Origin of the sequence: Trichocoleus sp. FACHB-591 (genome assembly GCF_014695845.1) — a bacterium.
In the GTDB taxonomy this organism is placed as follows: Bacteria; Cyanobacteriota; Cyanobacteriia; order FACHB-46; family FACHB-46; genus Trichocoleus.
Genome location: NZ_JACJPA010000040.1, coordinates 80429 through 104058, shown reverse-complemented (window position 1 = coordinate 104058; position 23630 = coordinate 80429). Strand labels below are relative to the sequence as shown.

The following is a 23630-nucleotide window of genomic DNA, read 5'->3' as shown; positions in this document are numbered from 1 at the left end:
CCTTCTGGTGAGCCTCGCCCTGGCTTTAGGTGTGGTTGCAATTAGCTATCTTTTTCCTCCCAGTCGCTTTCCTGACTAATACTGCTACTGCCAGTAATCGCAATCAGAGAGTTAACCCTCTAATCGGGCAGCACAGAGGGCAGCTCCAATTAAGCCAACCTGAGGATTTAAGACAATATGGACTGGGACTCGCTCTAGCAACGGGCTAATTCTGCCCTTTTGGCCGAATGCTCGGATAAACAAACCAGTCTGCATCAGTGGCAAAATTTTGGAGGCAATGCCACCCGCCACATAAAGGCCACCGTAGGGTAGGAGTTTCAGTGCTAGGTTGCCTGCTTCAACCCCATAAGCTTCCACAAAGATTTGCATCGCTTGCTCACAGAGCCGATCTGTCTCTTCTAAAGCAGCAGTGGCGATCGCGGCGGCTGGGTCTACGGTTTTTTCGCTCCGCCCCGCTTCATGCTCCCAAGTTCTCACGATCTGCCCCACTGGAGACTCAGCAATCGGTTGAGCGCTGCCTGTGAGTTGGCGATCGCGCAAAAACTGATAAATGGCAGTAATCCCTTGCCCAGAAACCACACGCTCTACAGAAATCCGTTGAATGTTGTTGCGATCCAACAAGTACTTCAGCAGTTGGAACTCTAGCTCGGAGCGAGGCGAAAAATCGGCATGCCCCCCTTCGGAACCAAACACTTCATAGCCGTTGTTGCAAGGAATCAGAAATCCTTCTCCTAAGCCCGTTCCCGCCCCAATCACCCCGATGGGAGCGCTCGGATCTGGTTTGCCTGCTTGCAAGGTGAGTAAGTCTTCGGGATTCAAGCCCACGACTCCATACCCTACCGCCACAAAGTCATTGATTAGCCGTACATGCTTGAGGGCTAGCTCTGCTTCTAGCCGCTTACCATCGAGAGACCAACCCAAATTTGTCAAAATGGAGGTGTTGTTGACCACAGGCCCAGCGATCGCAAAGCAAGCTTCTTGGGGCGCGGGAGCATAGCCTACTTTTTCTGCGGCTTCCTTATAGAACTGCTGCACCATCGGCACCAAGTCAGGAAAGTGCTGACTAGAGTAGCGAGCTTCGTAGAGTGTTTTAAGATTAATTTTGGCTTGAGGTGATGTCGTTTGGGCTTCTACTAACCGCAGGATAGTTTTAGTACCGCCAATATCTCCCGCTAATAGTAACGTCATAGCTTTTATGTACTCCCTCTCAACGCTAACTCAGGCAAGAAGCTGCCTAGGATGCAACTCCAATGGTAAGTGTAAGGCGTGGTTCCCATTTACAACTCCATGAATGGTCATAGATTCCATTCGCCCAGCTAATAATTTGATCCCTCATCATTGCTCTGATATACCGTTCATGAACAGTTCGATCGCTGATCTGCGTAAAGACTACGCCCTACAAGCACTGACCGAAGCAGAAGCCCATCCCGACCCGTTTCAACAATTTCAGATTTGGTTTGATCAAGCGATCGCCGCCCAGCTACACGAACCGAATGCGATGACCTTGGCGACCGCAACTCCATCAGGCATGCCCTCAGCCCGTATTGTCTTGCTCAAAGGCTTTGACCCACGAGGTTTTGTGCTCTATACCAACTACAACAGCCGCAAGGGCCAAGAGCTAGATGCTAATCCTCAAGCTGTGTTGGTGTTTTGGTGGGCCGAGCTAGAACGGCAAATCCGCATTGAAGGTCGTGTAGAAAAAGTCGCAGACTCAGAAGCCGATGCTTATTTCCAAAGTCGTCCCCGTGGTAGTCGTTTAGGCGCTTGGACTTCTAATCAAAGCGAAGTGATCAGCGATCGCGAAGTGTTAGAACAACGGTTACAAGCATTAACCGCGCAATATCAAGACCAAGAAATTCCCCGCCCCTATCACTGGGGAGGCTACCGCGTGGTGCCATCGGCGATCGAATTTTGGCAAGGTCGGCCCAGTCGTCTCCACGATCGCTTGCGTTATCGCCAAGGCGAAGGTAGCCAATGGTTGATTGAGCGCTTAGCACCTTGAGTTGTCACAGCATTGCGGCAACGGGAGTGCTCCATGCAGCCCTATGAGCTAGACCTCTGGTTTACTCCAGAATGCCAGCAGCATTACATGACGCTGTTGTCTGGACGCATTGGCTTAACTCGGCGTCGAGCCGAATGTTTCGTGCGGTTGTGGGCCTATTTGTCTCTGAAGCAGCAACAAGCTGTGACGCAATTACCTCCTCTCCCCATCTCGCGATTACAGCCATTAGCAGAGCCAGTCGCTTGTAGCCATCGAGAAGCGGCACAACTCTTCTACACAGGTAAAGACCAAGGAAGCGATCGCGCAGCGGGAATGATGCTAGACAAACTCGTTGCCCTAGGGTTGATTGACAAACAATTTGACGGCAACCGCGTCTCTATTTGCATTCGGGCGGTGCCAGAGCTGGCTGAATCGCCTCAGTTGTCCCCCTTCCCCAGCGTGCAACCAGACGCATTCAATCCCCGCACCGATGCTATTCCAATCGCGAGTTTGCTAACTCACACCTATGGTTGGCTGGTCAAAGATGCCGCGATCGCTCAGCCCAAAATCATCAAAACTCTGCGAGCTTGGGCACAACAATATCCCACCGGGATGCGGGTCTTGCGGCGCTGCGATAACCTTCAGCCCGTCGGCATGTCGATTTTATTTCCGGTTGCCAGTGAGTCAGAAGCTAATTTCTTCAGGCCACCCGCCAAGAGCTTTTACTTAACCTCCAAGGCCAAAAGCGACCCATTCCAGATCGCATCCTTAGGAGATGTGAATTGTACAACTGTGTTTGAGCGATTTTGGATTGTTGATAGTGAATATCTGCGCCGCGATTATCTCTGCCAGTTTTTAGAAGATGCGCAAGCCACTCTGACGCAGATGAAACAGGATTTCCCTAACCTGTGCGATCTCTACATCGTGGTGGTACATCCGATTCATCTTTCATCCTTGGCCACTACCTTGGGTTTTCAAAAAACGGGGCAAGAGGCTTCCCTCTCGGCTTACTGGATGTATCAATCCATCGATCGCTTTTTAGCGCTGGATATGAAGCAAGTCTTGGGAGATCTGCAACTTGAAGCCGCACGGTAAACTCAATATTTCTCAGATGCTTTGTAGGTCAAACTTCTGAGACTGCCTATTTGCTGTTGGCAATCTGCAAGACTTGATTCAGTTTGCCACTGCGGAAGCCTTCTAAGTCGAGGGTGACGTAGAGAAAGCCGTAACTTTGGAAGGCTGTTACAACAGTGGGAAGATCGGTCGTTAAAACAAATTCTTTGATTTGCTCTGGGGGTAACTCAATTCGGGCTGTATCGCCTTCAGATCGCACGCGGAGATTTTGGAGTCCTAAATCACGCAGATAACGCTCTGCTCGCCCGACTCGTTGCAGTTTGGCTACCGTAATTTCTTCACCGTAGGGAAAACGTGAACTGAGGCAAGGTTGGGCAGGCTTGTTCCACCAAGGTAAACCCAAAGATTTAGCCAGTTCTCGCACTTCCAGCTTGGAAATGCCAACCTCAGCCAAGGGCGATCGCGCTCCTCGTTCTTTGGCTGCTTGGATGCCCGGACGGTAATCTCGTAAATCGTCGGCATTCACGCCATCGACTACGTAAGGATAACCCCGCTCTAAAGCCAGTGGTTTTAAGGTGTCGTGCAGTTCACTCTTGCAAAAGTAGCAGCGGTTGACCGGATTTGAAGCGTAGTTGGGGTTGTCCATCTCATGAGTGTTAACCACCTCATGGGCGATGCCGATCTCAGCGGCTTGAATTCGAGCATCCTCCAGGTCTTCTGGCATTAATGAGGGGGAATCTGCCGTGACTGCGAGGGCGCGATCGCCCAAGACATCGTAGGCCACTTTAGCAATGAGAGTGCTGTCAATGCCGCCTGAGTAGGCGATCAAAGCCTGCTCCATTTCGGCCAATAAGGTTCTCAATTGCTCAAGTTTTTGTAGCAGCATGGTCTGGCAATCCCCAAGCAATGATAGTTACTCAATTTTTGGCAACTTTGGCAACTTTCGGCATCAAGCGCCTCACCTAGGGTAGCGAATTTCGGCTAGATTTTTAATTTGGCTCAAGCTTGCTGCGGCAACCTGTGATTGGGTTCAACTCCACCACTGTATTTCGCTACCATTTGTGCCAGTGCACTCAAATCGATTGGTTTGGTGAGGTAGTCGGTAAAGCCTGCTTCTAAGCAAACTTCGCGATCGCCTGTCATCGCCATTGCAGTTTGAGCAATAATTGGCAGTTGTTGGTATGCCTGATAAGACCGCAACTCACGGGTTAAGCACAGGCCATCAATCTCAGGTAGATGAATGTCCATCAACATCAGAGCAGGTAATGAAATGGCCAACGCTTGCCACATTTCGGTCGCATTTTTGACCCAGGTGACTTCATAACCCAGCTTGCTCAGGTAAGCAATCAGCAACTTGGCATTGGGGACGTGATCTTCGATCAGCAGGATATGGTAGGGCCGAGTGTGCGTACTCAGCGCTCTGGGGCGGCTCGAAACTCGCATGCCTGTAGCAGCCTCTTCCGGAGTTGCTGCCATCACTGATTCTGTGTTGTGGCGTAGAGCAGCTTGAGCTGAGGGACTCGCTGCTTGCATGGCAGTCCGCTTCAGTCGCGATCGCTGAGCCGTAGGAGTAGCTGAGCTAGTCGGGCTGGAAATGTCCGGGGTGGTTCTCGGCTTGGCTGAACTCTGGTTAGACCGAGGGTTAGATCGAGGGCTTGAGTGAGGGACAGTAATTTCAGTCTCAACTTGATACTTGGCAGCACTCTCAGCGACGGCAGAAGTAGAGCTGACTGCGGGGCTGGCTGCTGTAGAGATTGCGGGCAAAGCTTCTGTGCATTCCCAGATAGGCTGAGTGTTGAGCTGCGGCGTTAATGGCAACTTGACCGTAAAGCGCGAACCCCGATTGAGTTCTGATTCGACTTCTACCCAACCGCCATGTAGTTCAGCTAGCTTCTGGGTTAAAGCTAAGCCTAAACCTGTGCCTTCGTCTCGGCTCACCACGGCATTGGCAATCTGTGAATAAGGCCGAAACAACTGTTGTTGCTGTTCGTAAGAAATCCCGGTTCCGGTATCCCAAACGGTGAAGTCCAGAAAAATCCCCGCTAACCGGACTTGCAAACCTACAGTGCCTTTGGTGGTGAACTTTAAAGCGTTGGATAGTAGGTTGAATAACATTTGCTTCAACCGCAACGGGTCAGAAACAAACGTTGTGACATTTGGATCGAGGTCAAGGCGCAACTCTAAGCCTTTGTCGCTGGCTTTTTCTTTGACTAATTTCAGAACGCTGCGACAAATCTCTTCAACTTTAGTCGTTTCGCATTGCAAATCGAGTTGATTCGCTTCAATTTTGGACAAATCCAAAATGTCGTTAATTAAGGCTAATAAATGCTGACCACTGGTCAAAATAATGTTGAGATATTCTCGATGGCGGAGGCTACTGGGGTTGAATCCCTGCTCTCGTAACAAATGAGTAAAACCTAGAATGGAGCTGAGGGGAGTCCGAATTTCGTGACTCGTATTGGCTAAAAACTCACTTTTGAGTTGATTGGAGCGCTCTAGCTCCCGGTTGCGAGCTTCTAGGTTTTGGCACTGCGGACAAGTGGCATTCAGTTGTCGAGCTTGCTGAACTGCGATCGCACATTGATGGATCAGCCGTTCAATTAAATGGGTTCTTAAGGGTCCCTGCCAGGCTTGCAAGGTAGCCAGTTTGGTTTCGCCAACCGCATCACAAACAACATCAGAAGCAATTAGCCAACCCAAAGCTTTGCCATCCAAATTCAGAATTGGCCAAGCAATCGGATCGCTTTGGTCATGCAGCGTTTGTAAATCAGTCAGGGGCAACAATTCACCCAAACTAAATTTGAACGGCTTGCTAGTGGCGATCGCGATGGGTGTCACGGAATTGCTGGAGCGCTGCAATTGCTGAGGCGCTACATGACCGATGCGAAAAGCCAGTATTGCTTCTGAAGCGGCTGGAACTGTCGCTAAGGGAGGAGTGGGTGACTGGTAAGGTAGGGCGATCGCAACGATTCCGCTGCCTAGAGCGCTTCTCAGCTCATTGACAATGATTTGAAAAATTTCTGCTTCTGGCTGTAGAGCAGTGGCGAGTTCCGGTTGATGTTTGTGGTTCAGGAGTTGGTTGGCTAGGCGATCGCTGAGTTGATTGCAAAAGCGCTCGACCCAAAGCTCAGCTTCCAATTGCTGAATTCGAGACGAAGCTGCTCGCTGCGGTGCTCCGTGCGTCTGCAACTCTGGCAGAGATGTCTCCGACGACTCCTCAGCCTGCCAACTTAAATGTTGATGTGTATTTAGCCTGTCCACTAAATTTCGGTCTCTTTTAATTCAATAGCTCGGATATTTGACCAGCCGCAGAAAACAGGGAACACACTACTACTGCTTTGATGGAGCTAGTCATCAGCTCAGTAGTTTTAAGCTGTCATAACTCAGTCGCTATCCTAAAAACGTAGACCTTAGAGCACCTTCGCTTTGCGCAAGTTTACGCAAACACTCCAGGCTAAGATTGACTCCACAAAATCTGTCATTATCTAAAGTTGAGGTTGGCAGTTTTGTCTTACTTACAGTTCTGTCTTAGCTTAAAGCTGACTAACTGATCCTCACTGAAAAAATTAATTTAGTTAAAACTAGGTTGCATGCTTTCGCTTAATTCTAACGTTACATGCGTGAACGTACTGAAAACAAAAATTGTTGCTTTGTAAATTTTAGATAAATTTCATAAAGTTCACGCGATCGCTCACCTCACTCTCAGGATTGTGAATAGAGATTACAGAATTTTTTAGCATCTATTGCTCTGAGCCAGTGCTTTGAACCAGTACTTTGAGCCAGCCCCAACAATGATATTCTGGGAACGCAACTGGCCAAATGTCGCCCTAACAGCCGCTAAGCGCTGAGCAATCTGTGTGAGAAGTGACTATGAATATTGTGCCAACTGAGATTCCAGATGTCTTACTGATTGAACCTCGGGTTTTTCGAGACGATCGCGGCTTCTTTTTTGAAAGCTTTAACCAAAAATTATTTGACGATAAGACTGGAACTCCTGTCTCTTTTGTCCAAGACAACCATTCTCGCTCCCAAAAGAATGTGCTTCGAGGGTTGCATTACCAAATTCAGCAGCCGCAAGGGAAATTAGTCCGAGTGGTAGTAGGAGCGGTGTTCGATGTGGCCGTTGATATTCGCCGCAGTTCCGCCACTTTTGGGCAATGGGTAGGGCGCTTGCTCAGTGCCGAAAATCAGCAGCAGTTGTGGATACCTGCGGGTTTTGCTCACGGATTTTTTGTGGTTTCAGACGTTGCAGAAGTTCTGTACAAAACGACGGATTACTACGCTCCCGGTGGAGAGCGCTGCATTTTGTGGAATGACCCAGAATTAGCGATCGCCTGGCCATTGGCCGGAGAGACTCCGATTCTGTCAGCAAAAGATCAAGCGGGACCACTTTTCAAAGCGGCAGAGATGTTTCCATGAAACGGATTTTAGTCACCGGAGCAGACGGCCAAGTGGGCCAAGAGCTAAGAACTTGCCTCACCTCTCTCGGAGAAGTCACGAGCTTAGGGCGAGCCGCACTAGATCTAGCCCAGCCTGAACAAATTCGGCAGGTGATGGATCAGATTCAACCAGAAATTGTGGTGAATGCTGCGGCTTACACAGCGGTAGACAAAGCGGAAGCGGAATTAGAGCAAGCGATCGCGATTAATGCCACAGCGACTCAAGTTTTAGCCGCCGCTGCCCAACGTGGGGGATCTTTTTTGATCCATATCTCAACCGATTATGTATTTGACGGCACGCAAAGCCACCCTTACTTAGAAACAGATGCTACCCATCCCCTAGGGGCTTATGGCAAATCAAAATTGATGGGAGAAACCGCGATCGCGCTCAGCACTTCCAACTACGCCATTCTCAGAACGGCTTGGGTTTATGGCAGCTATGGCAAAGGTAATTTTGTCAAAACTATGCTGCGTCTAGGAGCTGAGCGTGAAGAAATTCGCGTGGTAGCCGATCAAATTGGTAGTCCCACGTGGGCCAAGGATTTAGCTCAGGCGATCGCTCAGTTCATTCCCCACGCAAATCCCGAAAACGCAGGCATCTACCACTACACCAATAGCGGCGTAGCCAGTTGGTACGACTTTGCTGTTGCCATTTTTGAAGAAGCCAAACTATTAGGTTTGCCGCTCAAAGTGCAGCGAGTGGTTCCGATTACAACGGCTGAATATCCTACGCCCGCTCAGCGTCCAGCCTACTCAGTCCTCTCTTGTGCAAAAATAGCGGGAGTTCTGGGAACTTATCCTCCCCACTGGCGACAAGGACTCAGGCACATGCTAGCCGAACTTTATGCTCAAACCCATGAAAGCGCTAATTCTCTCCGGCGGTAAAGGGACACGTCTGCGACCGCTGACCTATACAGGAGCGAAGCAACTAGTGCCCGTCGCCAATAAACCAATTCTTTGGTATGGCATTGAAGGGATTGTAGCGGCTGGCATCACTGATATTGGCATCATTATTAGCCCCGAAACGGGTGCAGAAGTAAAAGCCAAGACGGGAGAGGGCGATCGCTTTGGGGCCAAAATTACTTATATTCTGCAAGAACAACCCGCGGGTTTAGCTCATGCTGTGAAAGTGGCTCAGCCTTTTTTGGGAGATTCGCCCTTCATTATGTATTTGGGCGACAACTTGATCCAAGATGGGCTGGAGCAATTCTTAGATAAATTCACTCAGCAAGACCTCGATGCCTTGATTCTGCTGCGCTCGGTAAAGAACCCCAGTGCCTTTGGGGTGGCAGAGGTGGCGGAGGATGGACGGATTGTGCGCTTGATTGAAAAGCCACAGCAACCCCCCTCGGATTTGGCTTTGGTGGGGGTCTATTTCTTCTCCCCCGTGATTCACCACGCGATCGCCAATATCCAACCATCTACACGTGGCGAATTAGAAATTACCGACGCGATTCAATACTTAATCGATCAACAACGCCAAGTCCAGGCAACTCAACTACTAGGTTGGTGGTTGGACACCGGCAAGAAAGATGATTTGCTCGCTGCCAATCAAATCATTCTCGACAGTTATGTAAATCCCCAAATCGCGGGCGAAATTGATGCCCAGTCACAGGTTAGCGGCAGGGTCGCGATTGGCGAAGGCTCACAACTGATTAACTGTACTGTGCGCGGCCCTGTGATCATCGGCCAAAACTGTCACTTAGAAAATTGCTTTATCGGTCCTTACAGCAGCATTGCTGACAAAGTCACCCTGATTGACACTGATATTGACCACAGCGTGATTTTGCAAGGCGCTAGAGTCGTCAATATTCATCAGCGGATCGTGGACAGTGTGATTGGTCGCAATGCCTCCCTGACGGTGCACCCCCGCCGACCCAAAGCCTTGAGATTCATGGTAGGGGATGATTGCCAAATTGAACTGGCCTAGGGATACCAGCATGTCAGGCCCAGAAAAAATTGCTATTGTTCTCGCTACTTACAACCCGGACCCAGCCTATTTTCGCCAGCAAATTCAATCAATTCAAAGCCAAACTTGGCAAAACTGGGTTTGCCACATTGTCGATGATCGCTCGCAAGCTGAGTCGCAGCAGCTAATTCGAGACACCGTAGGCAACGACGATCGCTTTATCTGTCACTTCCATCCCCAAAATCTCAATTCCTATCACAACTTTGAGCGGGGTTTGCAGTATGTAGCTACCGATGCCACAGTGACCGCGATCGCTTTTGCCGACCAAGACGATATCTGGCAAGACCATAAGCTGAGCCTGTTACTAGAAACTCTACGAGCTGAGCAAGCGCTGTTGGTGCATTCCGACCTAGAACTGATTGATGGGAGCGATCGCACCTTGCATGCTTCGGCTTGGGAGTTCGAGAGCCGCCACCCGGAAAAACTCACAGCCGAGCTACTGCTTCTACGAAACACTGTGACGGGCTGTTCGGTACTATTTTGTGCGACGTTGTTGCCCTCAGTGCTGCCGTTTCCACCTCAAGTAGAGGTGAATTGGTATCACGATGTTTGGGTCGCGATCGTAGCAGCGCAGTTAGGGAAAGTTGCTCATGTGCGGCAGCCTTTAGTTAGGTATAGAATTCACGGTTCTAATACTATTGGAGTGGTTAGAGATGCCGGGAAACTCTACCGAGAATTGATTGTTTGGCTCAGTAAAAAGTGTCGAATTACGGGTAAAAGTTATCTGATTCATCGAAACTTGAGTCAGGCTTTCTATCTACGCTTTCAGCAATCTACCAATCCTGAATGGCGAGATCCGTTTAGCGATCGCCGATTAGACTTTGGTTTAGGCATTCTTCGCTTAGGTTGGCAAAGTTGGCAAGCAGGATATGGCTCTGAGGGAATTGCTTTAAGGATTTGGGCTTTAAAGCTATTATTCGACTTGCAGAAACTACGCCAAAGGCTGACGCCAAAATTATTCAAGATTGGTTAGCGTTGATGATATTTTCTAACTAATGCAACCAGATAAACAAAATATTTTAGTTTCAATTATTTTAGTTAATTACAACGGTGTAGGAGTTATTCTAGACTGCCTCGATTCGATTGAGAAATTCATTCATTCGGTTACTTATGAAGTTATTGTAGTAGACAATGACTCCACCGATGGCAGCCCAAAATTAGTTGCGCAAAAATTTCCTCATGTGCAGGTCATTCAATCATCTAAAAATTTAGGTTTCGGGGCAGGAAATAATTTAGGTGCTCAAGCGGCCAAAGGAAGTTTCTTATTTCTACTGAATACTGATACTGTCCTGATCAGTGATCCGCTACCGCACTTGTTAATCTTGATGCAAACTCACTTGGATGTGGGACTGATTGGGCCACAACTTCTGAACCCAGATGGTACTTTGCAGCTTTCAGTAGTTCCTGCGATCGGATTGCGAGGGGAGTACCAAGCGCAACAACAGTTGAAAAAATATCAAAATGCTAACAATCAGGCAGCAATCAGCCAACAATTTCAGGTAATTCAAGAAGTTGAGATTGTAATTGGAGCAGCAATTTTTATCAGACGAGAATTGTTTGATAGCTTGGGCGGATTTGATGAAAACTTCTTTATGTACTTTGAAGAATCAGATCTGTGCCAGCGATCGCGAAACCAAGGCTGGAAAATTCTCTATACTCCTCAAGCCGCGCTGATTCACCTAAAAGGACAATCTGTGAGTCAGCGAGCTGATGCGATGGCAATTGAGTATCGCAAGAGTCAGCTTTATTACTATCAAAAACATTGCTCCTTGGTAGAACAAATTCTAGTAAGACTTTATCTTTTAATTAAATTTCTGAGTCTTTTTCTGAAAACCTTAAATCCCACTTTTGGCAAGATTATTCTATTATTATTCAACTTTAAGCAATATCCTTTAAGCTCTAAACTCAGCTCAAGTCTCAATGTCACTCCTCGTTAATTTAGCCTTTTTGCCAGAAAGACCGACAGGTTGGGCAACTTATAGTCTCAATTTACTGAAGGCGCTGTCTCTGCCAGACATTAAAGCGGTGAGTCCAACACCTTTGGCAGAAAATATAAAGACGTATCCAGCTCCTATCGGCTTAACAACCGAGTTTGGAGCCAAGGGGCATCTCAAACGATTACTTTGGACTCAATTCTATTTGCCAAAAATTTATCAAAATCTTGGTTCTAAATTATTATTTTCCCCAGTTCCAGAGTCACCTATCTCAAAAGGCTGTAGGGCGATTGTCACAATTCATGATTTGATTCCTCTGCACTTTCCGCAGTGGTTTTCTTCGGCTCAAAAGCTGTATTGTCGCTACTATATTCCTGCTGTTCTAAGACAGGCAGAACAAATTATCTGTAACTCGCAGGCAACTGCTCAAGATGTCGTTAATTTTTTTGGTATTTCAGCTAAAAAAGTAATAGCAATTCCGTTGGCTTATGATGCCAGCAACTTTCACGACTTGCACTTACCCCAAAAAAACTATTTCCTTTATTTAGGCCGTCACAATCCACACAAGAACCCGCAGCGTTTGATAGCAGCGTTTGCGGCTTTGCCGAACTGTTCCGATTATGAACTGTGGCTAGCAGGACCCACCGACCCGCGATACACTCCCGCCCTACAAGCCCAAATTGCCGAGTTGAACCTTCAACAGCAAGTGAAGTTTCTCGATTACGTGCCCTATGCCGAATTGCCCAGATTGCTGAATCAGGCGATCGCCTTAGTGTTTCCGAGCCTCTGGGAAGGATTTGGCTTACCTGTATTGGAGGCAATGGCCTGTGGGACTCCGGTGATCACGTCAGATTTGGCTTCTTTGCCAGAAGTGGCGGGTGATGCGGCTGTTTTGGTGAATCCCTATCGGGTGGCCGAATTAACCCAGGCCATGCAAGCGATCGCGACGGATACGAGTTTGCGATCGCAGTTGCGTGAGCGAGGATTAGCGAGAGCTACACAGTTTAGTTGGGCGAAAACTGGACAGGCTACCGCAGAGATTTTGCAGCCATATCTCTAAGCTCTCCGCAGGGTAAACCCCAAAACGCCACAATTAGCTTATTTTTGCCAAGCGACCAAAACTACACCGCTGACAATCAAACCCAGTCCGATGACTCGACTGACAGGGATGGTTTCACGAAATAAAAAGTAGCCTAGCATCACCGCAAAGACGTAACTCAAGGCCACCGAAGGTGCGGCAATACTCAGCTTGACGCGAGTCAAGAGCAAAATATAGGCGATCGCGCCAAAGGCATAACAGGTCAGACCCGCCAGCAACTCAGGAGTGAATAGAATGCTAAGAATGTGCCCTAACACATTGTCTACATTCACCTTGCCGAGTTTGAGTGCCCCTGCTTTGAGAAAGAACTGCCCCGCTACACTAGCGACAATTGACATTAACAACAAACTAAATTCTTGCAGGGTCACAGAACTGCCTCACAGGGAATTGCCAGTTTAGTTTACAGGTAGCTCAGCCAAGACTAGAGCTAAAATCGGTTCAAAATCGCAACTTGAAACTCAGTAGAATTTTATGTCTGATCTGGCGCAATCCCCTCCAACTAGCGACCAAATTTCTGCCTGGTTGAGAGGGCTACTCGCGATCGCTTGGGCTGATGGCAACTTTGACCGGGAAGAGCAAGAGCTAATCACTAGCCTGACCCAGCAAGAATTGGCTCCCTCGAGCAGCTTAGAAGCCACAACAACAATCACACCGAGGGAACTGGCTGCCAGTTTGGGCCAAAGCAATGAAATTGCCCAACACTTCCTCCGCACGGCTGTGATGGTAGCGATCGCAGATGGTACCTATTCGGCTCAAGAAGACGCTCAGTTAGAGCAGTTTTGCCAAGCGCTGGGGCAAAGTTTAGAAGTGCTGGAAGCCTTACGCCACACCCTCTATCATCCATCAGACACAACCTCGACCAGCCAAAACCTAGCTTCCGCTCCAGTCGCTCCGCTCAACCTGACAGAAGCGGAAAAAGCCGATTTGCTGCATCCGGTGCGGGAATGGCTCGATGAACTAGACGTTCAAGATCCTCAGGTGGCTCGCTTCCTTTGCAAGCTGATTCCTGCTCAATGTCCCTTCGAGCGTGATATTCAACTATTTGGTCGCAAGGTCGTGCATATTCCTCCCCTGTGCAAGCTAAACCCGCTTTACGAGCAGTTGGTGGGTCTGCGGTTTCGGGCGCTCTCCTACCTTGCCGATAAATGTGGTGAGGATGTAACGCCCTATTGCTAGCGGGCTATTGGGTTGGCAGGGTTTAGATCAGCGATCGCTCCTCTGGGGTCATGTCTGCTTCCTGCACATCTCGACGAAGTACCCAACCATTGGGACCCACAATGATTCTGGGTAGGTCTTGATGCTTTACCAGTTGCAGCGTGGTCATGTCGTAGGTGGTGTAAGTCGTCGAAGCTGAACCTAGCTTGACATCCACAATGGTTAAGGTCTTCTGTGGGGGGCGATCGCTGTTGAGCAAGCGTCTAGGCCCAGCCCCGATCGCCCCTGCATGCAGCAGCTCTAGCTTGCCGCGATGCCCCGGAAAGTAGGCGTGGTGGTGGCCGCTGATGTAAGTATGGACTCGATATTTTTCTAGCAGCGATCGCAACTTATCCGGCTGGTCGAGAATTTCACCAAGGCGATCGCGTCTTACAGCTACGGCATAGAGGGGCAAGTGACCAATGGCAATGCGTAACTTGGCGTTTTGAGCCGCAGGACTGGCTAAGCTTTTTTCCACCCAAGCGAGTTGATCCGCCCGAATGGTCGCGCTAGAGGCATCCCAAACTAAATAGAAAATGCCATTTTGCTGGAACGTGTAGTAGAAGGGAAATTTACCGCGATCGACAAACTGCAAACCCGGATTGTGCTTTGGGTTATTCCAGTGGGCGGCAGCTAGATTGCGATCGCGTTGAAATAAGAAGGTGCCACTGGAAGACAAAGCAGCAGAAGCATCGTGGTTGCCAACAGTAAAGCCGTAGGGCAGTTTGGCCTTGCGGAGCGGTGCCCCAATGTGGCGATCGAATGCGGCCCACATCGCTTGCACTTCCCCATCAGACAACGATTGAGATTGGCCTGCCACCATGTCGCCCCCACAGAGCACTAAATCCAGTTGCCAAGCGGGAATTAGAGCGATCGCCTTGTCTACTTCTGCCTCATAGTCCGTGGAACCGTATTGGCTATTTAAGTCGCTAATCACTGCAATCCGCACATCGCCTCTGGGTGGAGCAAACATCCCTTGAGGTGCGATCGCTTTGCCGACGTTGGCATTGGCAGGTTGGGTAGGAGTTGCTGCTTTGGGTGGCGGTGGCTGGCTAGGAGCGGGCGATCGCTGGATGGCTGATTCTGCAAAGGTTCTTTGCATTAGCACTGCTACACCAAAACCTCCTGTTAAACCGCTTAAAATCAGAAATTGACGGCGATTCAAGCTCATAGTTCAGTAGCAGGGAAGGGCAAGAGCGTCGAGAGAATATCGGTTGCTAGGGAGGAAATGATAGGCTTTGTGGTAACACCCGTAAGAATCTACCGCGTTTCCTGCGGTTTGCGTAGCCTAGAGGGAGATTCCATGCCAGAGGAGCAGCCGAAGCAACCATCATCATCTGTCCCCCCAACTCCCAATCGCCCAGCCTCCACTGGTCAAGGTGGAACGAGCTTGCAACAAGTCACCCAGACGTTGCAGCAGAAATGGGAGCAGGTTCAGCCTGGGTTGAAGGCGCAAAGTGCTAAAGTGCTGCGCCTCACCATTCGGAGCTTGGAAACAGCAGCCGAAAAACTGGAGACGGATACTCCACAATCTCCGTCTAGGCCAGCTTCGACTCAGGAAACTTCACCAACCCCCACTCAACCTATTGGCCAGTCCGCTCAACTTAGTTTCTCGGCCCTACTGGAGCGATCGCGTCCCTTCTTAGCCAAGCTCCAAACCTGGACGACGGCAGCCGTAGAAAAAATCCAGCCTCAACTGGCACGTCTGCAATCTTGGTGGACTAAGACTCTGCCGCAAATTCGCAACCGCTTACCAGCTTCTCTAAACGAAAAACTATCCGATCGAGCTTTAACCAATCTGGCGATCGCTGGGGTCGTGTTTCTTGTCCTGACAACGAATTCACTCTTCTCTTCCCCCCAGCCTAGGGCACCAGAAGTCGCCAAAGTGCCGATCTCGCAGCGAGTCCCCCCAGCGGAACTTACAGCACCTCCAGAACTCAGCGCTCCGGAAGCAGAAATTCCAGTAGCGATTGCGCCACCTGAGGAAACAGCCGTGCCTCTGCCTGAGCCAATCGTGGCCGAGCCAGAAATACCTGCGATCGCTGATGCTCCAGAAGTACCTTTGGATCTTGTAGCTCCCGAACCTCCGGAGCCAGTTGAGGTGACGCCCCCAGCACCGATCGAGCCTCCTGCCCCTGTCTTGTCCCCACAAGAGCAAATCCTCGCCTCGATTCAAGCGAAGGTAGCAGAAGTGACAATTCAGTACGCTGAGAATTTGGTGCAGTTGGTGCAAACGAACTTGGTTGGCAACCGCCTGACTGTAAAACTGAGCGATCGCTGGTACAACCTGCAAAACTCTCAGCAGGATCAGTTAGCCAGTGAAGTGCTAGCCAAGGCCAAAACCTTAGATTTCACCAAGCTAGAAATAACCGATGCTGAAGGCAAACTGCTAGCCCGTACACCTGTAGTCGGTTCAGGCATGGTGATTTTGCAACGGGGTAATCTAGCGACTGCCTCTTAAATTAACCTAATAGGCTAAGCACGCAACTTGTTAAGGAAACACGGCTCGGTAGGCTTGAACTTGTAGATCAATGCCTGTGATCGCTGTACCTACGACGACTGCATAGGCTCCTAGATCTAAGGCTTGGCGGGCCATTGTAGGTGAAGCGATACCACCCTCACAAATAACTGGAATCTTCAACTGTTGAACCATTTGAGTGAGCAAGTCGAAACCGGGGGGAGATTGCTGCTGGGTGGCGGTGGTGTAGCCGTAGAGCGTGGTTCCTACTAAGTCTGCTCCTGCTGCAACTGCGGCGATCGCGGCCTCTAATGTATCGACATCGGCCATCACGGGTTTGCCGAGTTCTTGGTGTATCCGAGCGATCAAATCAGTGATTGTCTCACCACCGGGGCGATCGCGCAAAGTCGCATCAATCGCGATGATGTCGGCTCCTGCCTCAGCGATCGCGGCAGCATGGTGAAATTGCGGCGTGATGTAAATGTCAAAACCGGGAATTTGTTGTTTCCAAAGGCCAATAATCGGGGCCGGAAGGCGTTGGCGTACAGCTGCTACATGCTGGGGGGTATCAATCCGGACGCCGACGGCTCCTTTGTTAATCGCTGCTTGAGCGATCGCGGCAATGACGTTGGGTTCGTGCAGGGGCGAGTCTACTGGAGCTTGGCAAGATACGATTAACCCATGACGCAAAGATGGAACCACATCGCTAGAAATAGCAGACATCGCCTCAACTGAGCCTGTGACTTTGTAACGTGATATTTGTAACGTGATAAATGTAGCGTGATAAATGACTTTTAGGGAGAAAACGCTGCTTCCAGAGCGGCTGGCGTAACCGATTCCATCAGGGCTGCTACCTTGTATAGCAATTGCTCCGGTTCAATCGGTTTCTTTAAACAATCGTCTGCGCCTGCTTCTAAATAGTGAGAATCGGTTTTGTCAGGACAGTGATTAGTTAAAACTAGAATTTTGAGAGCTTGAGTGGCGGGTGAAGTGCGTAAATAGTGCATCACTTCATAGCCATCCATCCCCGGCAGTTGCATGTCAGCGACCACCACAACTGGATGCAAAATTTCAATTTGCTTCACCGCCGTTGATCCATCCACGAGCCACACTACTTGGTAGCCTGCTGCGGTGAGCAGGTCGCAGATCAGCATGGCGCTCTCCTCATGGTTTTCGATCAAGACAATGCGGCCTTGCAAATTCCCTTGACTGGAATGCGTGGTGGGGACCTCTGTAGCGGCAGACGGCTGTTGAGCAGGAAGATGTACTGTGAACACCGAACCGATGCCGACTGTCGAATCAACATCGATCCAGCCGCCATGAAGTTCCACGAGCTGTTTGGTTAAAGCTAGCCCTAACCCGGTGCCCTCATACTTGCGTTGGTAGGAGGTATCAAGCTGCTGAAACTTTTGAAACAGTAAGGGACGTTGGTGCTCTGGAATGCCAATGCCTGTGTCTTCCACTTGAAGCACAGCTGTTTCGGCTTCGAGCCAAGCTCGCAGTGTGACTTGGCCGCCTTCTGGTGTGAACTTAATGGCGTTGCTGAGCAGGTTGAGCAATACTTGCTTCAGTCGCCGTTGGTCAGCGGTAAAGCGATCGCCTGCCGCCGAAATCCTGACTTCGCTAATCAGTGCAATGTCGTTAGACTCGGCTTTTTCTTGCAGCGTTTGCAAGCTTTGATTGACTAAATTGGTGAGAGAAAACTCGCTCAGATTTAAGGTGGCTTTCCCAGCTTCTACTTGGGACAAATCCAAAATGTCATTGATTAAAGCCAGCAGATGCTCGCCGCTATCGTGGATCGTTTGTAGATAATGGCGTTGGCGATCGCTCAAGTGCCCAAAGGACCAGCGTAACAAAGTCGCTGACATGCCAATGACACAGGTGAGTGGAGTGCGCAGCTCATGACTCATGGTGGCCACGAATTCGTTTCTAACTTGACTGGCGGCCTGGGCTACAGCCAAGGCATCATGTAGCTCTTGAGTCCGTTCAATCACCCGCTCTTCTAAAGTTTCCTTCTGTTGTTGCACCTGAGCATAGAGCTGGGCTTGGTCAATGGCGATCGCTAAGTGCTCAGCAATCCGCTGCAAAAATGTTTTTTCACTTTCCTGCCACTCTCTAGGCGCAAAGCACTGATGCGCGATCAACAATCCCCATAGCTCACCCTGCACCACAATGGGGGCCACCAACTTTGCTTGAATTTGATGCCGACGCAACAATTTCAACAGGCAGGGCGAAATGACATAGGTCGCTTCCACATCACTCACCGCTAGGGTGTAGCCTTGGCAATATTTTTCCTGGCAATTGGGAATCCCCACAAAGCAGTTTTCCTCTTCCGCCACATGCAGCACAGAAGAAATTTCTGCCGCAGCACGCGCTTCATAGGTAATGCACCCATAACCAGGCTGCAAGTGTTGCAGAGGCTCAGAGTCAAAGGGCGTTTGCGGGTTGGGCCTAACCGCTGCTAAATGAGCATCAAATTGATAAATGACTAAGCGATCGGCTTGCAGAAAGTGTCGGACTTGCTGCACTGCGGTTTCTAAAATGCTGGACAACTCCAAGCTTTGGCGCACTTGCGTAATCACCTGATTAAGTAAGCGCTCTTGCTCAACCTGCTGGCGCAGCGCTTCCTCGACGGGCTGGCAAACTGACACAAATGGGTAATCGCTGTTTAGCCCTGGTTTGGCTGTCCCAGCGATCGCCAATCGTTCCACTAGTTGCAACGTAAACTCACTTTGCAGCTTGGCATCGTTGGGGCGAAGCTGCTGACAAAGCTGCCCTAAGGTATCAGGAACATCAGACTGGTGACTAAACAGGGGGCGAAGTTGAAATAAAAACTCAGCGATCGCGGCTGGCTCAAAGGTTAAATTCACCTCGCAGGCAGCGGGTTCGGTTGATGGCCCGGAGTGCAACTCAGGCCCAGAATGAAGCCTGGACTGCACTCCGGGCTCCAACCCAGACTCAAGCCCAACCGCTTTGGCAGACAGCAGCGCACTAAACGGCTCTGATACCACCACCACAAATTGTTCTACTTCTAGATCTAGAGAACGGTTGGTGGCAGAGAGCACGGCTTCGGTCAGAACTGTAGCTGTAGCCTGAGGCGCGATCGCCAGAGCCGTCTGGTGCAGAAGGTCGCGTAGTTGGTTGAAGGTAGCACCAGGCAAAGTCCGACATACTGCTGAGGCTGGGAAACTAGGCATTTTCGGGGTTGTTCACACAAATTAGCTGCCTGACTCAGTCAAGGGAAACGCTGTAAGCTGGTACGATGCAGCATGGCTGGAACCGCACCCAAATAATTGAATACTCAGTAATTAAATTGCTTGATTAATGCTTGACTGCGATAGAGCGTCAAGCTTTTGAGTTAGTAAAGATGCGCGTCTGACATGACGATCAGCTACTAATCAGCATATCCTAATCAACTCCTCTCCAGATCCGTGGAGGAGCGGGAGTCCAGGGTCAGCAGTATTTGTCAGCAATATCTTAGAAACCCAAATTTAGAAATCCAAGTTCAGAAACCAAATTTAGAAACCCAGAAACTATGCATCGTTTAGCTGCTACGCCCGGCGGTTGGAATCCGCAAGTGGAAGGCGTGATTTTTATCGAGCAAACGCCCGCACCCGTTGTTTTTTTGACTGCGGCTGACACTGACATCCAGACAATGGCGCAAGCTCTACCGCAATTGCCCCCAGAGTTTCCAGCTATTCGTGTGGTGAACCTGTTGCAGCTACAGCAACAACTCACCATAGATACCTATGCTGAAGCGGTGTTGGAGTCCGCTCAGGTGATCGTCTTGCGCCTGTTGGGAGGTCGTTCTTATTGGTCCTACGGCTTTGAGGTGGTCAAAGATACGGTTCAGCGCACCAAGGCGACTCTGATTGTGTTGCCAGGAGACGATCGCCCTGACCCAGATTTGATCAGCCACTCAACAGTGCCTCTCACAGCAGTGAATCAATTCTGGCGGTACTTCACCGAAGGCGGTGTCACCAATCTGGTCAACGCCCTCAAGTTTGCGGTCAAAATCGGCCTCAACCAAGATTATGCTCCTGCACCGCCTAAAGCGATTCCTCAAATCGGCTTCTACCCCTGGCAGCCTTATTCTTACTCTTCATCCCCTCCCCTCCATCTTGCCTCTCACCCTACAGGAACGCTTGCAGCGCTAACCTCTCACCCCTCACCTGCAAAAGTAGGCTTATTGTTCTACCGGGCTCATTACCTTGCAGGCAACACAGCTCCGATTGATGCCTTGTGCCAAGCTTTAGCCGAGCGGGGGTTAGAGCCTGTGCCTATCTTTGTGCCATCGCTGCGCGACCCAGACTTGCAGACCGAGTTGTTGAAGTACTTCCAGACTCCAGATGCGGCTCCTATTCAGGTACTGCTTAATGCCACGAGTTTCTCGCTGGCTAAGTTGGAAACCGAGACTCCCAATCTAGAGCTTTGGCAACAGTTGGATGTGCCCGTGATCCAGGTGATCTTGAGTGGCGGCACGGTGGAGCAGTGGGAAACCGAGTACCGGGGATTGTCGCCCCGAGACACAGCGATGAATGTGGCCTTGCCAGAAGTCGATGGCCGCATTATTAGTCGTGCCGTGTCATTTAAAGCGATCCAGATTCGCAACCCCGATCTAGAAACAGATGTGGTGGGCTATCAGCCTGTACGCGATCGCATTGAGTTTGTGGCTGACCTAGCTGCCCATTGGGTTACGCTGCGGCAAACTCCACCCGCCCAGCGACGCATTGCTTTGATTCTCGCTAACTATCCCACCCGTAATGGCCGACTGGCGAATGGCGTGGGTTTAGACACCCCAACGAGCTGTGTCGAAATCCTCAAAGCATTGCAGCAAGCAGGCTATGACCTAGCAGATGTGCCCCAAAGCAGTGAGGAGCTGATTCAGCGTTTAACCGCTGGAGTCACTAACGACCCTGAAGGTTATGAATTACGCGCTGTGCATCAGAGCCTTGATTTAGCAGAGTACCAACAGTATTTTGCAGCTTTGCCTGCATCGGTCCAGCAGGGGATGCGCGATCGCTGGGGAGAACCGAGAGTAGACGGCTTAGCGTCAGAGCCCGAAAACCCAAGCGCCAAGCCTGCTGCTTTCCCTGTTTCTGGGTTGCAGCTCGGAAACGTTTTTGTCGGCATTCAACCTGCGCGGGGCTACGATTTGGACCCCGCCTTGAACTATCATGCTCCTGATTTAGAGCCGACTCACGGGTATTTAGCGTTCTACTACTGGCTGCGGCAGCACTTGCAAGCTCAGGCGATCGTGCATGTTGGCAAGCATGGCAACTTGGAGTGGCTACCAGGTAAGAGTCTCGCCTTGTCCCAGTCCTGTTATCCCGAAGTCGCCTTTGGCCCTTTACCGCACCTCTACCCGTTTATTGTGAATGACCCAGGGGAAGGAGCACAGGCCAAGCGGCGAGCGCAAGCTGTGATTCTCGATCACTTAACGCCCCCCATGACTCGGGCCGAACTTTATGGGCCACTGCAACAACTAGAACGGTTAATTGATGAATATTACGAAGCCCAAAGCTTAGACCCCACTCGCTTACCTGTCATTCGCGATCGCATCACGAATTTGGTGTTGCAAGAAAATCTCCATCAAGATTTAGGCATTGAGTTTAGCTCCACCTCAGCGCAGGCTCAATTGGCAGAATTTTTGACGCGAGCCGATGGTTATCTGTGTGAACTGAAGGAAGCTCAGATCAGAGATGGTCTGCACATTTTCGGGTGCTGTCCAGAAGGGCGGCAACTCAGAGATTTGATCGTGGCGATCGCGCGGCATCCTGGAACGGGTCGTATGGGTTTAACTCGCGCCTTAGCCCAAGATTGGGGTTTAGATCTTGATCCACTCATGGCTGATTTAGCCAGTCCGTTTGGGTTAGCACCAGAACTCCCAGCCGGAGACCATGCCCCTGTAGCTAGTTCCCTGCTGCCTGTGTATCTCCAGCCGCAGTTGTCTGCCTGTCGGACTTTGGGCGATGTGGTGGAATTCTTGGAACAACAAGCCGCTCTGCTAGTGGAGCAGGTAATGGATGCCTCTAGTGATGCCTCTATAGATACGCTTGCCTCTAGCGATCGCTCTCTCCCACCCCAAACCCAAGCAGAGATCACCTGGATTCGCACAGTTCTGCTGCCGAAGCTGCAACAAACCCCGCAAGAAATTACTCATTTATTGCAAGGTCTGTCAGGCCGTTACATTCCCAGTGGGCCATCAGGAGCCCCCACCCGTGGTCGCCCGGAAGTGCTACCGACGGGCCGCAATTTTTACTCGGTTGATATTCGGGCCATTCCTACCGAGAGCGCTTGGGATGTAGGGCGAAAGGCGGCAGAAGCGTTGATCGAGCGCTACACCCAGGAAAATGGTGAGTATCCTAAAACGCTGGGCTTGTCGATCTGGGGTACTTCCACCATGCGAACCGGAGGCGACGACATGGCAGAAGCGTTGGCCTTGCTGGGAGTCCAGCCGATTTGGGAAGGCCCTTCTCGCCGGATGGTGGATTTCGAGATTTTACCGCTGGCAATTCTGGGGCGACCGCGCGTGGATGTGACGTTGCGAGTGTCTGGATTTTTCCGCGATGCTTTTCCCAACTTGATCGATCTCTTCGATCAAGCTGTCACCGCTGTCGCTGCCTTGTCAGAACCAGCCGACCAAAACCCTTTAGCGGCTCAAGTCCAGCAGGAAACTCAACATTGGCAATCTGTGGGGCTGACGCCAGAACAGGCAGAACAGCGATCGCGTTATCGGGTCTTCGGTTCTAAACCGGGTGCCTATGGAGCGGGTTTGCAAGGCTTGATTGAAGCGCAAAATTGGACGGATGATCAGGATCTAGCGCGGGCCTACATCAACTGGAGCAGTTATGCCTACACCCGCAACGGCACAGGCCGCGCTGCCCCCGAAGCCTTTGAGCAACGGCTACAACAAATGCAGATCGTCCTACACAACCAAGACAACCGCGAACACGACCTGTTGGACTCGGATGATTATTACCAATTTCAAGGCGGCTTAACGGCGGCGGTGCGATCGCTCACTGGCAAGAATCCCCAAACTTATTTTGGCGACCATTCACTGCCCCAAAACCCTAAAATTCGCAAACTCCAAGAGGAAATCGCTCGTGTCTACCGATCGCGAGTGGTGAATCCCAAGTGGATCGAGGGAGTGATGCGGCATGGATATAAGGGAGCCTTTGAAATGGCGGCTACGATTGACTACTTGTTTGCCTACGATGCCACTGCTCACTGCGTCGAGGACCACATGTATCAGGGCGTGGCCAATGCCTATGTTTTGGATGAGCAAGTCCAAGCTTTTATTCAAGCAAAAAATCCCTGGGCCTTACGCGATATGGCAGAACGCTTGTTAGAAGCCCACCAGCGCGGATTGTGGCAACAAGTGCAACCGGAAACTTTAGATCAATTGCGTGCGATTGCCCATGAAGCAGAAGCGGTGATCGAGACTACCCTCTGATCTACGGATTCTTAGCTCGCGAGGTG

At 50.4% G+C, this 23630-nt stretch carries 18 protein-coding genes; 11 read left to right on the top strand and 7 right to left on the bottom strand.

Annotated features, from left to right (window positions below; translation table 11 throughout):
* Nucleotides 1-111: 111 nt before the first annotated feature.
* Nucleotides 112-1188 carry a glucokinase gene (locus tag H6F90_RS06660; protein ID WP_190433096.1) on the bottom strand — a complete coding sequence of 359 codons (1077 nt, stop codon included), beginning with the start codon at nt 1186-1188 and terminating at the stop codon, nt 112-114.
* 169 nt (nt 1189-1357) lie between these two features.
* On the opposite strand from H6F90_RS06660, the gene pdxH reads away from it, so the two are divergent.
* A complete protein-coding gene (gene pdxH, locus H6F90_RS06655; RefSeq protein ID WP_190551320.1) occupies nt 1358-2002 on the top strand; it encodes a pyridoxamine 5'-phosphate oxidase in 645 nt (214 codons plus the stop codon).
* Between the two features lie 33 nt (nt 2003-2035).
* Nucleotides 2036-3076 (top strand): hypothetical protein, encoded by a 1041-nt coding sequence (locus tag H6F90_RS06650; protein WP_190551318.1) that lies wholly within the window; start codon nt 2036-2038, stop codon nt 3074-3076.
* Nucleotides 3077-3122: 46 nt separating this feature from the next.
* Here the strand turns inward: H6F90_RS06650 and larE are convergent, their stop codons facing one another.
* Nucleotides 3123-3941 carry an ATP-dependent sacrificial sulfur transferase LarE gene (gene larE / locus H6F90_RS06645; RefSeq protein WP_190551316.1) on the bottom strand — a complete coding sequence of 273 codons (819 nt, stop codon included), beginning with the start codon at nt 3939-3941 and terminating at the stop codon, nt 3123-3125.
* 113 nt (nt 3942-4054) lie between these two features.
* Complete coding sequence (locus H6F90_RS06640; RefSeq protein ID WP_190551314.1) at nt 4055-6316, bottom strand: ATP-binding protein; 2262 nt, start codon at nt 6314-6316, stop codon at nt 4055-4057.
* Nucleotides 6317-6925: 609 nt separating this feature from the next.
* Between H6F90_RS06640 and rfbC the strand changes: the two genes are divergently transcribed.
* The 6 genes from rfbC to H6F90_RS06610 are packed head-to-tail and all read left to right on the top strand — an operon-like array spanning nt 6926 to nt 12457.
* Nucleotides 6926-7474 (top strand): dTDP-4-dehydrorhamnose 3,5-epimerase, encoded by a 549-nt coding sequence (rfbC, locus tag H6F90_RS06635; RefSeq protein WP_190551312.1) that lies wholly within the window; start codon nt 6926-6928, stop codon nt 7472-7474.
* Nucleotides 7471-8379 carry a dTDP-4-dehydrorhamnose reductase gene (gene rfbD / locus H6F90_RS06630; RefSeq protein ID WP_190551310.1) on the top strand — a complete coding sequence of 303 codons (909 nt, stop codon included), beginning with the start codon at nt 7471-7473 and terminating at the stop codon, nt 8377-8379. Before rfbC ends, rfbD begins: the two co-directional genes overlap by 4 nt.
* Complete coding sequence (locus H6F90_RS06625; RefSeq protein WP_190551308.1) at nt 8351-9424, top strand: glucose-1-phosphate thymidylyltransferase; 1074 nt, start codon at nt 8351-8353, stop codon at nt 9422-9424. Before rfbD ends, H6F90_RS06625 begins: the two co-directional genes overlap by 29 nt.
* Before the next feature lie 10 nt (nt 9425-9434).
* Nucleotides 9435-10436, top strand: coding sequence for a glycosyltransferase (locus H6F90_RS06620; protein WP_190551306.1), 1002 nt, complete (start codon nt 9435-9437; stop codon nt 10434-10436).
* A gap of 22 nt (nt 10437-10458) precedes the next feature.
* Entirely contained in the window at nt 10459-11400 is a 942-nt protein-coding gene (locus tag H6F90_RS06615; protein ID WP_190551305.1) for a glycosyltransferase family 2 protein, read from the top strand.
* The gene (locus H6F90_RS06610; protein ID WP_190551304.1) at nt 11384-12457 is read left to right on the top strand and encodes a glycosyltransferase family 1 protein; all 1074 of its coding nucleotides are present in this window, start codon (nt 11384-11386) and stop codon (nt 12455-12457) included. The genes H6F90_RS06615 and H6F90_RS06610 overlap by 17 nt, the downstream gene beginning before the upstream one ends.
* Before the next feature lie 38 nt (nt 12458-12495).
* Here H6F90_RS06610 and H6F90_RS06605 read toward each other — a convergent pair whose 3' ends face one another.
* Nucleotides 12496-12864 (bottom strand): EamA family transporter, encoded by a 369-nt coding sequence (locus H6F90_RS06605; RefSeq protein ID WP_190551303.1) that lies wholly within the window; start codon nt 12862-12864, stop codon nt 12496-12498.
* Nucleotides 12865-12967: 103 nt separating this feature from the next.
* Between H6F90_RS06605 and H6F90_RS06600 the strand changes: the two genes are divergently transcribed.
* Entirely contained in the window at nt 12968-13672 is a 705-nt protein-coding gene (locus H6F90_RS06600; protein ID WP_190433126.1) for a Mo-dependent nitrogenase C-terminal domain-containing protein, read from the top strand.
* A gap of 22 nt (nt 13673-13694) precedes the next feature.
* On the opposite strand, the gene H6F90_RS06595 is transcribed toward H6F90_RS06600, so the two are convergent.
* The gene (locus tag H6F90_RS06595) at nt 13695-14861 is read right to left on the bottom strand and encodes a metallophosphoesterase (RefSeq protein WP_190551302.1); all 1167 of its coding nucleotides are present in this window, start codon (nt 14859-14861) and stop codon (nt 13695-13697) included.
* 132 nt (nt 14862-14993) lie between these two features.
* Here H6F90_RS06595 and H6F90_RS06590 point away from each other — a divergent pair, with 132 nt between their 5' ends.
* Entirely contained in the window at nt 14994-16151 is a 1158-nt protein-coding gene (locus tag H6F90_RS06590; RefSeq protein ID WP_190551300.1) for a hypothetical protein, read from the top strand.
* Between the two features lie 30 nt (nt 16152-16181).
* Here the strand turns inward: H6F90_RS06590 and H6F90_RS06585 are convergent, their stop codons facing one another.
* Both H6F90_RS06585 and H6F90_RS06580 read right to left on the bottom strand, forming a co-directional pair.
* Entirely contained in the window at nt 16182-16871 is a 690-nt protein-coding gene (locus H6F90_RS06585; RefSeq protein ID WP_190551298.1) for an N-acetylmannosamine-6-phosphate 2-epimerase, read from the bottom strand.
* A 71-nt stretch (nt 16872-16942) separates the two neighbouring features.
* Nucleotides 16943-19345: a GAF domain-containing hybrid sensor histidine kinase/response regulator gene (locus H6F90_RS06580; protein ID WP_190551296.1), complete on the bottom strand. Its 2403-nt coding sequence runs from the start codon at nt 19343-19345 to the stop codon at nt 16943-16945.
* A 338-nt stretch (nt 19346-19683) separates the two neighbouring features.
* Here H6F90_RS06580 and cobN point away from each other — a divergent pair, with 338 nt between their 5' ends.
* A complete protein-coding gene (gene cobN, locus H6F90_RS06575) occupies nt 19684-23604 on the top strand; it encodes a cobaltochelatase subunit CobN (protein ID WP_190551294.1) in 3921 nt (1306 codons plus the stop codon).
* The last annotated feature ends 26 nt before the right edge of the window (nt 23605-23630 follow it).

Coding starts and splice junctions, on each gene's coding strand:
- H6F90_RS06660 (WP_190433096.1), bottom strand. CDS start 1,188: ATGACGTTACTATTAGCGGGAGATATTGGCGGTACTAAAACTATCCTG.
- H6F90_RS06590 (WP_190551300.1), top strand. CDS start 14,994: ATGCCAGAGGAGCAGCCGAAGCAACCATCATCATCTGTCCCCCCAACT.
- rfbD (WP_190551310.1), top strand. CDS start 7,471: ATGAAACGGATTTTAGTCACCGGAGCAGACGGCCAAGTGGGCCAAGAG.
- H6F90_RS06600 (WP_190433126.1), top strand. CDS start 12,968: ATGTCTGATCTGGCGCAATCCCCTCCAACTAGCGACCAAATTTCTGCC.
- rfbC (WP_190551312.1), top strand. CDS start 6,926: ATGAATATTGTGCCAACTGAGATTCCAGATGTCTTACTGATTGAACCT.
- H6F90_RS06650 (WP_190551318.1), top strand. CDS start 2,036: ATGCAGCCCTATGAGCTAGACCTCTGGTTTACTCCAGAATGCCAGCAG.
- cobN (WP_190551294.1), top strand. CDS start 19,684: ATGCATCGTTTAGCTGCTACGCCCGGCGGTTGGAATCCGCAAGTGGAA.
- pdxH (WP_190551320.1), top strand. CDS start 1,358: ATGAACAGTTCGATCGCTGATCTGCGTAAAGACTACGCCCTACAAGCA.
- H6F90_RS06610 (WP_190551304.1), top strand. CDS start 11,384: ATGTCACTCCTCGTTAATTTAGCCTTTTTGCCAGAAAGACCGACAGGT.
- H6F90_RS06615 (WP_190551305.1), top strand. CDS start 10,459: ATGCAACCAGATAAACAAAATATTTTAGTTTCAATTATTTTAGTTAAT.
- H6F90_RS06580 (WP_190551296.1), bottom strand. CDS start 19,345: ATGCCTAGTTTCCCAGCCTCAGCAGTATGTCGGACTTTGCCTGGTGCT.
- H6F90_RS06595 (WP_190551302.1), bottom strand. CDS start 14,861: ATGAGCTTGAATCGCCGTCAATTTCTGATTTTAAGCGGTTTAACAGGA.
- H6F90_RS06585 (WP_190551298.1), bottom strand. CDS start 16,871: ATGTCTGCTATTTCTAGCGATGTGGTTCCATCTTTGCGTCATGGGTTA.
- H6F90_RS06625 (WP_190551308.1), top strand. CDS start 8,351: ATGAAAGCGCTAATTCTCTCCGGCGGTAAAGGGACACGTCTGCGACCG.
- H6F90_RS06620 (WP_190551306.1), top strand. CDS start 9,435: ATGTCAGGCCCAGAAAAAATTGCTATTGTTCTCGCTACTTACAACCCG.
- larE (WP_190551316.1), bottom strand. CDS start 3,941: ATGCTGCTACAAAAACTTGAGCAATTGAGAACCTTATTGGCCGAAATG.